Here is a 9,831-nt window from a genome sequence, read left to right as displayed (position 1 = left end):
GATGCTCAAAGAATTAAACTTCGTAATGAATTACGTGTTCACTCTTGAGACTTGGTATTCATTTTTCGTCTTGCGACGTTAAGAATCCGTATCTTCGAGTGCCCACACAGATTGTCTGATAAATTGTTAAAGAGCAGTGCCGCTTCGCTTTTTCTCAGCGGCGCGGGGTGTGCATAATACGCTTTCCCGCTACAGAGTCAAGCATTTATTTTTGCTTTCTCTGTCGGAATTCTCAGGAGAACCCCGCTGACCCGGCGGCGTGTTTGCCGTTGTTCCGTGTCAGTGGTGGCGCATTATAGGGAGTTATTCCGGCCTGACAAGAGGAAATTTAAAATAATTTTCTGACCGCGCACTTTTTCAGCAAAAGCCCCGTTAATGTGCCATAAAACAAGCAATTTGCCGTTTTTGCAACCGTAATCACACTTCCTGGTGGCATACTAAGGAGGAATAAAAAGAAAAAGGAAGATTAGTAATGCCTTTAAGCGCACAACAGTTAGCTGCACAGAAAAACCTTTCGTATGTTCTGGCTGAGAAGCTGGCGCAACGCATCTTAAAAGGTGAATATGAACCCGGCACCATTTTGCCTGGTGAGATTGAGCTGGGCGAGCAATTTGGAGTGAGTCGTACAGCGGTACGCGAAGCGGTCAAAACGTTAACGGCAAAAGGGATGGTTTTACCGCGACCGCGAATTGGTACCCGGGTCATGCCACAATCAAACTGGAATTTTCTTGATCAGGAATTGCTTACCTGGTGGATGACAGAAGAGAACTTTCATCAGGTCATCGATCACTTTCTGGTTATGCGTATCTGTCTGGAGCCGCAAGCCTGCCTACTGGCAGCAACGGTTGGCACCGCGGAACAGAAGGCGCATCTCAATACGTTAATGGCCGAAATGGCGGCATTAAAAAAGAACTTTCGCCGTGAACGCTGGATCGAAGTCGATATGGCCTGGCATGAGCATATCTATGAAATGAGCGCCAATCCGTTTTTGACCTCATTCGCCTCGCTATTCCATTCGGTTTATCACACTTACTTCACGTCAATTACCAGCGACACAGTGATAAAGCTGGATCTGCACCAGGCGATTGTCGATGCGATTATCCAAAGCGATGGCGACGCGGCATTTAAAGCTTGTCAGGCGCTGCTACGCTCACCTGATAAGTGATAACCCGATAACAGGACATTGAATGAGCGATAAAAAGAAGCGTAGTATGGCGGGTTTGCCGTGGATCGCGGCGATGGCCTTCTTCATGCAGGCACTTGATGCCACTATTCTGAATACCGCCTTACCCGCAATCGCTCATAGCCTTAATCGTTCTCCTCTCGCGATGCAATCAGCCATCATCAGTTATACGCTGACGGTGGCGATGTTTATTCCGGTAAGCGGATGGCTAGCCGATCGCTTCGGTACGCGTCGCATTTTTACCCTTGCCGTGAGTCTGTTCACGTTGGGTTCTCTGGCCTGCGCACTTTCTAATTCGCTACCACAGCTGGTTGTCTTCCGGGTTATTCAGGGGATAGGCGGCGCAATGATGATGCCTGTTGCTCGGCTGGCCTTACTGCGTGCTTATCCTCGTAATGAACTTCTTCCTGTATTGAATTTTGTCGCCATGCCGGGTCTGGTGGGGCCAATTTTAGGCCCCGTTCTTGGCGGCGTGCTGGTCACCTGGGCAACCTGGCACTGGATATTTTTAATCAATATCCCCATAGGTATTGCGGGCCTTCTTTACGCGCGCAAACATATGCCCAATTTCACCACCGCACGACGCAGATTCGATATCACTGGCTTTTTGCTGTTTGGCCTCAGCCTTGTTCTCTTCTCAAGCGGAATAGAGCTATTCGGGGAAAAGATTGTCGCCAGCTGGATTGCCTTGACGGTAATTGTCACCAGCATCGGGTTACTGCTTCTCTATATTCTCCATGCGCGACACACGCCAAACCCATTAATTTCATTAGATTTATTTAAAACCCGCACTTTCTCGATGGGTATCGTAGGCAATATTGCAACCCGTCTGGGGACCGGTAGTGTACAGTTCCTTATGCCATTGATGTTACAGGTAGGATTTGGTTATCAGGCGTTTATTGCCGGCTGTATGATGGCACCGACAGCGTTAGGTTCCATTATTGCAAAATCGATGGTTACCCAAGTCTTACGTCGTCTGGGCTATCGCCATACGTTAGTGGGGATCACGGTGATTATTGGGCTAATGATCGCTCAGTTCTCTTTGCAATCACCGGCAATGGCGATATGGATGCTGATCTTGCCGTTGTTTATATTAGGGATGGCTATGTCGACGCAATTTACCGCGATGAATACCATCACACTTGCCGATCTGACCGATGACAACGCCAGCAGCGGTAACAGTGTTCTGGCGGTCACGCAGCAACTGTCGATTAGTTTAGGCGTTGCTGTAAGTGCGGCCGTCCTTCGCGTTTATGAAGGGATGGAAGGCACAACGACTGTCGAACAATTCCACTATACGTTTATCACGATGGGCATTATTACTGTTGCTTCAGCAGCAATGTTCATGCTTCTGAAAACAACCGATGGTAATAATTTGATCAAAAGACAGCGTAAATCTAAGCCGAACCGCGTTCCATCAGAATCGGAGTAAGTTGTAATCGTTGTTGCTGAAGGGTCGGCTGGGTTATCCGATGGATGAGTACATCAATCGCCAGCTCCCCCAGTTCATCTTTCGGTTGGTGGATAGTGGTTAATGGTGGCGTCATAAAGCTTGCCAGTTCGATATCGTCATAGCCAATCACCGCGATATCCTGCGGAACCTGTAACTCTGCCTGATATAACGCCTGGTAAACGCCAACAGCCATAGCGTCATTTCCGGTAAAGACGGCCTGAGGACGCAGCGGATGTGATAACAGTTGGCGCATGGCGTCAAACCCGCCGTTAAATTCAAAATCACCAGTGACTTCATAGCCATCAGGAATGTTGAGACCCGCACGTTTCATCGCCGCCCGATAACCTTCCAACCGCAGGCGCGCCGGAGTTTTATCCAGCGGACCGGTAATACAGGCGATACGGGTATGACCTTTATCGATCAGATATTGCGTTGCTAAGTCTCCGCCCAGCAACGAGTTATCCTGAATAAGATCGCTGTCGCCATCGAACGGAGCCCAGTCCATCATCACAGTAGGCACTGTCGGATAACGTTGCATGATTTCACGCGAAGGTTGATGCGTTTCGGTGCACAGTAACAGCAAGCCATCAACGCGTTTTTGCATCAGCGTTTCCAGATTGCGATTCATCCGCTGTTCATCGCCTTCGGTATTGCAAAGGACGAGACTATAACCGCGTTCGAAGCAGCTGCGTTCAACGCCACGCACCAGTTCTGAATAGAAAGGATTGGTACTGGCAGTGATCAACATGCCAATGGTATGTGTTTGATTGAGTTTGAGGCTACGCGCCAGGGCTGATGGCGCGTAATTGAGTTCTTTAATCGCCGCTTCAACTTTGGCGGTAATCGCTTCACTGACGAAGCGATCTTTATTGATAACGTGAGAAACTGTTGAGGTAGAAACGCCCGCCAGGCGGGCAACATCTTTCATTGTAGCCAAGCGTCACCTCTGCCTGTCTAAAAATGCGTCGATCTCTTCACGCCACGGTACGGAAGGTTGTGCGCCTTTACGTGTTACGGCAATCGCAGCTGCAGCATGGGCAAACCGAATCGCCTCTGGCAATGGTTTTTCTTCCAGCAACGCCGTGATTAACGCGCCGTTAAAGGTATCTCCGGCAGCAATGGTATCGACAGCCTGCACCCGGAATCCAGGAACGCGCTGACCTTCACCATTCACGCTAGCCCATACACCACGACTTCCTAAAGTAATCAGTACAGTACGGATACCTTTTTCATGCAGTACCTGCGCCGCCTTCGCTGCATCTTCATCATTTTCAACACGAATACCGGTGAGCTTTTCTGCTTCCGTTTCGTTTGGCGTAATAATGTCCACCAGCGCCAGCAGTTCGTCAGGAAGTTCGCGAGCCGGAGCCGGGTTAAGCGCAACGATAGTCTTATTTTGATGGGCGATTTTCGCCGCTGCCATCACACTTTCGAGTGGTGATTCCAGCTGCATTAATAATGCTGACGCGTTGGCAATACGCTCACGTTGCGCTTCCACCAGCGCCGGGGAAAGGGCAGCATTAGCGCCGGCATGAATACCGATGACATTCTCACCTTCGCCATTAACAAAAATCAGCGCCACACCTGTTGATTCGCCTTTGATCACGCTGACCGGAGTAATATCAATGTTATCAGTGGCGAGCTGCTGGCGAACGCTCTCACCAATGCTGTCATCACCCGTACAGGCAATAAACGCGATATTCGCACCGCTACGCCCAGCAGCCACAGCCTGATTCGCGCCTTTGCCGCCAAATGCAACCTGATAGTGGTTACCGGTTACGGTTTCGCCTGGAGTAGGAAAAGATTGAAGATTAAGAATGTGGTCAGCATTAATGCTGCCAAGAACAACGAGGCTGCCTGCGTTTTGCATATTCGGGATGTCCATAAAATGCGCCACCGTGTTAGGGTGGCGCGTGCCCTGCTTTTCTTTATATTACACGTTCATCTGTCGATGACGTATTTATGTCACCATCAGGTCATACAACCTGATTAAAACTACTGCTTAACAACCAGTTTCAGATCAACCGGATACTTAGCCTGAACTTTCTCGCCTTTCAGCACTTTATCTGCGGTTTCGACGCCTTTCGCGCCAATCTGATCGGGTAGCTGAGCGATAGTCGCTGCTAGTTTGCCATCATTCACCGCTTTTTCGCCATCCGGTGTACCGTCAAATCCGACGACCATCACATCCGATTTACCGGCAGTTTGCAGTGCGCGCAGCGCGCCCAGCGCCATTTCATCATTCTGCGCGAATACAGCCTGAACATCCGGATGAGCGGTCAACAGGTTCTGCATTACGTTCAAACCTTTAGTGCGATCAAAATCTGCTGGCTGGCAAGAACATTAAACTTGTGAGCAGCAACGGCCTGCTGGAAGCCTTCGCCACGTTCACGGGCTGCGGATGTACCAGCAATGCCTTGCAGCTCGATAACTTTGGCACCTTCACCCGCTTTCTTCGCGATGTAATCACCGGCGATTTTGCCACCCAGTACGTTATCAGAAGCAATGTGGCTCACCACTTCACCTTTCGTTGCCTGGCGGTCAAGAGTGATAACCGGGATGTTCGCCTGGTTAGCCATCTTCACAGCATTACCTACTGCGTCGGAGTCGGTCGGGTTAATCAGCAGAATTTTGGTGCCGCGAACGGTTAAGTCCTGCACGTTCGCCAGCTCTTTCGCCGGGTTGTTCTGGGAGTCCAGCACCACCAGGTTATAGCCAAGCTTATCCGCCTCTTTCTGCGCGCCATCTTTCAGCGATACAAAGAACGGGTTGTTAAGCGTGGAGACCACCAGCGCGATGGTGTCTTTTGCCATCGCATTCGCACTGACGGTGGCGCTTAGCGCAACAGCGGAAACCAGGGTAGCCAGTTTTTTCATGTTCATATTCAAGATGTCCTGTAGTCGTTATTACTGCTTTTTGTTGTCTACCAGCACCGCCAGCAAAATCACCACCGCTTTGACGATCATCTGGTAATAGGAGGAAACACCTAACAAATTCAATCCATTATTAAGGAAGCCAAGAATTAATGCGCCGATCAACGTCCCAACAATGCGACCTTTTCCGCCCGCCAGACTCGTACCGCCCAGAACCACCGCAGCAATAGCATCCAGCTCATAGCCAGTCCCCGCCGTGGGTTGTGCGGAGGAGAGACGCGCCACTTCAATGGTCCCGGCCAGCGATGCCAGCAGACCACAAAGAGAATAGACGATGATTTTGATTTTATTGACGTTGATACCAGAAAGACGCGTTGCCGCTTCGTTGCCGCCCAGCGCGTAGATGTAACGCCCCAGACGCGTGTGATGCAGCATGTACCAGGCCGCGAGGAAGACAATCCCCATGATCCAGACTGGCGTCGGTACGCCCAGCGGACGACCAATACCAAACCAGCCAAACAGATCGGCGTTCTCAGTAAAGCCGGTATTCACTGGGCTACCGTTGGTATAAACCATGGTCACGCCGCGCAGTAAAAGCATCATAACCAGCGTAGCGATAAACGCCTGAACGCGACCTTTCGCTACAATCACCCCGGTTACCGCACCAATTGCGGCACCTAACGCGAGAGCAGCAGCGACAGCCACCAGCGCATTGACTTCAATGCCGACGATAGATGCAGCAACTGCGCCGGTTAGCGCCAACAGAGAACCTACAGACAAGTCGATGCCCGACGTCAGGATCACCAGCGTCATCCCGACCGCCATAATGGCGTTCACCGAGTTTTGCTGGAGAATATTGAATAAGTTATTGATGGTGAAAAAGTTCGGGCTTAACGTCGAGACAATCGCGATCAGCACCAGCAGAGCGATAAGCGATTTCTGCTCCATCAGCCACGCTTTCGTGAAATAACGGCGACCAGAGACAGTCTGGGTTGTCATTTTTTTACTCCTGATTCACGCGATTAAGCTTGCCCACAGCGGCAGCCATTAACACTTCCTGGGTGGCCTGCTCACGAGTAAATTCCCCGCTGAGATGCCCTTCATGCATGACGATGATGCGATCGCTCATGCCTAATACTTCTGGCATCTCCGATGACACCAGAATGATGCTCAAGCCATCGGCGTTGAACTGGTTAATCAGTTGATAGATCTCTTTTTTCGCGCCGACATCTACGCCACGGGTATTACCCGCGCCGTTTTCGCCCACCAGCGCCATCACGCGGCCCGGATAGACATTTAACGCAGCGCCCGAGAGGGCTTTTACGCCCGGGAAGGCTTTATCGATGCCTTTAAGCTGAAGTAATGCTTCCATGACGGCCTCAGAACGTCACGCCAGCACAGAGAATGATATTCGCATACGGAGAACATTCTCCGCTGCGAATTACCGCCTGACTTTCTGCGGTTTGTTGTTTGAATTGTTCATGCGTGGTGTAACGAATTTCAATGGTATTTCCCTGGTGTTTTTGCAGCTGCTCAAGGTGAGTGAGCAACGTTTCGTGGAGTTGCGGATTATGTTGTTTGATCTCTTCCGCGATAATGGCAGCCTCGACCTGCATTTCATTTGTAACGACTCCCAGCACCTGCATAAAAGAAGGTACACCCTGGGTTAATGCCATATCGATACGCGTTGTACTTTTGGGGATGGGTAAACCAGCATCACACACCACCAGCGTATCGGTATGTCCCAGACGGGAGATCACCGATGAAATATCAGAATTAAGAACGGTGCCTTTTTTCATTTTTTTCTCCATCAGCGAAACGTTTCGCTGACCCGCAGTTTAATCCTGACTGAGTTGGGAAAACCATCGTGACGTTACGGAAATGTGATCAACCTCGAAACGTTTTACATGGTGATTAACCATGAAAACAAAAACGCCCCCTTATGGAGAAAGGAGGCGTCTGGCGTTAGATTTCGACCTGAGTACCCAGTTCGATAACCCTGTTTGGCGGGATTTCAAATTGATCTGGTGCACGCAGCGCATTACGTTGCAGCAGCAAGTACAGCTTGCCGCGCAGACGCAAATACCACGGGCGTTTGCCGAGGATCAACGACTCATGCGACATAAAGAAGGAGGTTTCCATCATCCGGCAACTTAATCCTTCCAGACCGCAGCGGTGGAAAACTTCTTCCACGTTTGGCGTTTCTCGCCAACCATAACTTGCCACCACGCGCCAGAAAGTGAGCGACAGTTGTTCAATCTGTACCCGACGGACATTATGGACATATGGCGCGTCTTCGGTACGCAGAGTTAACAGAATCACCCGCTCATGCAATACCTTGTTATGTTTAAGGTTATGCATCAGCGCAAAGGGAATGACGTTGATTGCACGCGACATATACACCGCGGTCCCGGGCACGCGAACAGGCGGTGATTTCTCCAGCGAAGCAATCATCGCTTCCAGAGAGTTACCATGTTCATGCATCCGCCGCAGCAAGCGGAAACGCTCGCTCTTCCAGGTGGTCATCACGATAAACATCACCGTACCGAGGCTCAATGGCAACCAACCGCCGGAGAGCAGTTTATCGAGGTTAGCGGTGAACAATGGAATATCGACACAAAGGAAAGCAATCAGGATCAGCGCAACAAAATACTTATTCCAGTGCCAGTTCTGACGTGCCACGGTAGTCGAGAGAATAGACGTCAGCACCATGGTTCCGGTCACCGCAATCCCGTACGCCGCCGCCAGGTTGCTGGAGTGCTCAAAGCTGACAATCACAATCACGACCGCGACATAGAGCATCCAGTTCACAAACGGAATATAGATTTGCCCTGACTCCATTTCGGAGGTGTGAATAATGCGCATCGGCGACAAATATCCCAGACGTACCGCCTGACGCGTCAATGAGAAGACGCCAGAGATAACCGCCTGCGAGGCAATTACCGTCGCCAGTGCGGCGATGATCAGCAGCGGGATCAGCGCCCAGTCCGGTGCCAACAGGAAGAACGGGTTCTTAATCGCTTCCGGGTTCTTTAACAACAGCGCTCCCTGACCGAAGTAATTAAGGGTCAAGGAAGGTAATACGACGGTGAACCACGCCAGGCGAATAGGGAACTTACCAAAGTGCCCCATATCAGCATACAGCGCCTCGCCCCCCGTAATCGACAACACCACTGCCCCTAATGCAATAAAAGAAACCGTTTTGTATTCAAGGAAGAAATGCACCGCCCACATTGGATTCAGCGCATGCAGCACTTCCGGGTTAGCAATAATGCTACGTAACCCCAGTCCTGCCAGAATCAAAAACCAGGTCAGCATGATCGGCGCAAACAGCTTACCGACCATAGCCGTGCCATGTTTTTGAATCATAAATAATAAAGTGAGAACGATAATTGAGAGGGGAACTATCCAGGTATCCAGCTGCGGGGCGACGATTTCCAGACCTTCAATGGCTGACATCACCGAAATAGCGGGTGTTATGACGACTTCACCATAGAAAAAGCTGCCGCCGATTAGCCCCATAATCACCAGCATTGATGTGGTTCGCGCCGACGTATTACGCCCGGCAAGCGACATCAACGTCAGGATCCCCCCCTCACCGGCGTTATCTGCCCGCATCACGAAGGTGAGATATTTAATGGAAACCACAAAGATTAGCAGCCAGAAGATCAGCGATAAAAAGCCAAACACGGCATCGCGTTCAACGCCAAAACCAAACTGGCCGGACAAACATTCACGAATGTGTATATAACGGGCTGGTACCAATATCGCCGTAGACAACTCCAATAGCCGCGAGGGTAATCGCGGGCAATGATTGCTTATTATCAGTGCTCATAGACTAGTCTTTCGTTGAAATATGAAATGTGTGCTTAGTCCCTTGGCCCACAAAAAAGCGCACAGTATGCACGATTAACGGCAAAATCGTACTCCTAAATGCGGCCACATTAACCTGGCTCAAAGAAAAATACCCCCCTTTGAGTAATGCCGATCAGTTAAGGATCAGTTGACCGATCCAGTGGCTGTGTAAGAATCCGGAAACGCTCACTTGTTTCCGGATTTTTTTATGCACATTGGACAGGCTCTTGATCTGGTATCCCGTTACGATTCTCTGCGTAACCCACTGACTTCTCTGGGGGATTACCTCGACCCCGAACTCATCTCTCGTTGCCTTGCCGAATCAGGTACTGTAACGCTACGCAAGCGCCGTCTTCCCCTCGAAATGATGGTCTGGTGTATTGTTGGCATGGCGCTTGAGCGTAAAGAACCTCTTCACCAGATTGTGAATCGCCTGGACATCATGCTGCCGGGCAATCGCCCCTTCG

Annotated in this window: 7 protein-coding genes and 3 pseudogenes; 3 read left to right on the top strand and 7 right to left on the bottom strand. The window is 50.4% G+C overall.

Features of this window, described 5'->3' with window-relative positions:
• Positions 1–472: 472 nt before the first annotated feature.
• Positions 473–1,165, top strand: a complete 693-nt coding sequence (locus BGK49_RS03910) for a FadR/GntR family transcriptional regulator (RefSeq protein WP_001131174.1) — start codon at positions 473–475, stop codon at positions 1,163–1,165.
• Positions 1,166–1,187: 22 nt separating this feature from the next.
• The gene (gene mdtD / locus BGK49_RS03905) at positions 1,188–2,615 is read left to right on the top strand and encodes a multidrug transporter subunit MdtD (RefSeq protein ID WP_001280817.1); all 1,428 of its coding nucleotides are present in this window, start codon (positions 1,188–1,190) and stop codon (positions 2,613–2,615) included.
• Here the strand turns inward: mdtD and rbsR are convergent.
• From rbsR to kup, 7 genes and pseudogenes are all read right to left on the bottom strand, one after another.
• Positions 2,581–3,573 carry a ribose operon transcriptional repressor RbsR gene (gene rbsR, locus BGK49_RS03900; protein ID WP_000224470.1) on the bottom strand — a complete coding sequence of 331 codons (993 nt, stop codon included), beginning with the start codon at positions 3,571–3,573 and terminating at the stop codon, positions 2,581–2,583. The genes mdtD and rbsR overlap by 35 nt on opposite strands.
• 3 nt (positions 3,574–3,576) lie before the next feature.
• Positions 3,577–4,506 (bottom strand): ribokinase, encoded by a 930-nt coding sequence (gene rbsK, locus BGK49_RS03895; protein ID WP_001300603.1) that lies wholly within the window; start codon positions 4,504–4,506, stop codon positions 3,577–3,579.
• Positions 4,507–4,631: 125 nt separating this feature from the next.
• Positions 4,632–5,518 (bottom strand): annotated as a pseudogene (gene rbsB, locus BGK49_RS03890) (ribose ABC transporter substrate-binding protein RbsB).
• A 24-nt stretch (positions 5,519–5,542) separates the two neighbouring features.
• Positions 5,543–6,508, bottom strand: coding sequence for a ribose ABC transporter permease (gene rbsC / locus BGK49_RS03885; RefSeq protein WP_000211846.1), 966 nt, complete (start codon positions 6,506–6,508; stop codon positions 5,543–5,545).
• Between the two features lie 4 nt (positions 6,509–6,512).
• Positions 6,513–6,752: pseudogene (locus BGK49_RS03880) on the bottom strand (ribose ABC transporter ATP-binding protein); the annotation flags it as partial.
• A gap of 136 nt (positions 6,753–6,888) precedes the next feature.
• Entirely contained in the window at positions 6,889–7,308 is a 420-nt protein-coding gene (gene rbsD, locus BGK49_RS03875; RefSeq protein WP_000715936.1) for a D-ribose pyranase, read from the bottom strand.
• Positions 7,309–7,474: 166 nt separating this feature from the next.
• Positions 7,475–9,344 (bottom strand): annotated as a pseudogene (gene kup, locus BGK49_RS03870) (low affinity potassium transporter Kup).
• A gap of 210 nt (positions 9,345–9,554) precedes the next feature.
• Here kup and BGK49_RS03865 point away from each other — a divergent pair.
• A partial coding sequence (locus BGK49_RS03865) for a transposase domain-containing protein (protein WP_024249094.1) occupies positions 9,555–9,831 on the top strand: 277 nt, incomplete at its 3' end.

This window comes from Shigella sp. FC1544 (assembly GCF_001722145.1).
Taxonomy (GTDB): domain Bacteria; phylum Pseudomonadota; class Gammaproteobacteria; order Enterobacterales; family Enterobacteriaceae; genus Escherichia; species Escherichia coli.
The sequence above is the reverse complement of the archived record's forward strand: the minus strand, read 5'-3'. Positions and strand labels throughout refer to the sequence as shown.